This window comes from Streptomyces sp. LS1784 (assembly GCF_020103755.1).
GTDB lineage: Bacteria > Actinomycetota > Actinomycetes > Streptomycetales > Streptomycetaceae > Kitasatospora.
The window spans coordinates 1-805 of sequence record NZ_JAHSQD010001196.1; the positions used below are offsets into that span (position 1 = coordinate 1).

The following is an 805-nucleotide window of genomic DNA, read 5'->3' on the forward strand; positions in this document are numbered from 1 at the left end:
ATCCGGGACGGCCGGCGGGCGGCCAGGAAGCCGGCGGTCAGCGCGGCGAGGGTGCAGGCGAGGACGGCGGCCAGCATCGGCAGCGGGCCGACGTCCAGACGGACGGCCGCGGGGATGGCGCCGCGCTCGACCAGCTGGCCGAACCACCAGCGGGCGAGGGCCAGTCCGGGCAGGATGCCGAGCGCCGCGGCGAGCGGCGCGACCAGCACCGCCTCGGCGGCGATGGTGCGGCGGATCTGGCGCGGGGTGGCGCCGATGGCGCGCAGCAGGGCGAACTCGCGGGCGCGCTGGCCGGTGGCGAGGGCGACGGTGCTCATCACCACGAAGATCGCGGTCATGGTGGCGTAGCCGCCGAAGCTGCCGCCGAGGGCCATCAGCAGGGTGCGGGCACCGCCCAGAGCCGGGTACTCGACGGCGCCCCGGTCGTCCCCGGTGAAGGTCTTGGCGTCGCCGCCGACGGCCTGGCGGACCTGTGCGGCCAGTGCGGCGGCGGTCACGCCCTCGCGGGGCTGCACGGCGATGGCGTCGATCCGGCCGGGGTGGCCGGAGAGGCGGTCGGCGGTGGCGTCGGCGAACCACGCGGTGGGGCCTGCCTGCTGGGCGGCGGCCAGACCGGAGACCCGGTAGTTCGCGGTGCCGCCGGGCGCGGTGAGCGTGAGGCTCGCGCCAGGCGCGAGATGGGCTGCACGCGCCGTGTCGGCGTCCAGCACGACCTCGGTCACGCCGGGCGCGCGGCCCTCCAGCAGTTGGTCGCCCGGCCCGGCGATGCCGAGCGCGGCGAAGCCCCGGCCGGTCAGGGCCGGCG

1 protein-coding gene is annotated in these 805 nt (G+C 78.3%); it reads right to left on the minus strand.

The genetic code is table 11. The features are described from left to right. Window positions 1-805: ABC transporter permease (locus tag KS423_RS46505; RefSeq protein ID WP_224285662.1), on the minus strand; the 805-nt coding region annotated here is incomplete at both ends.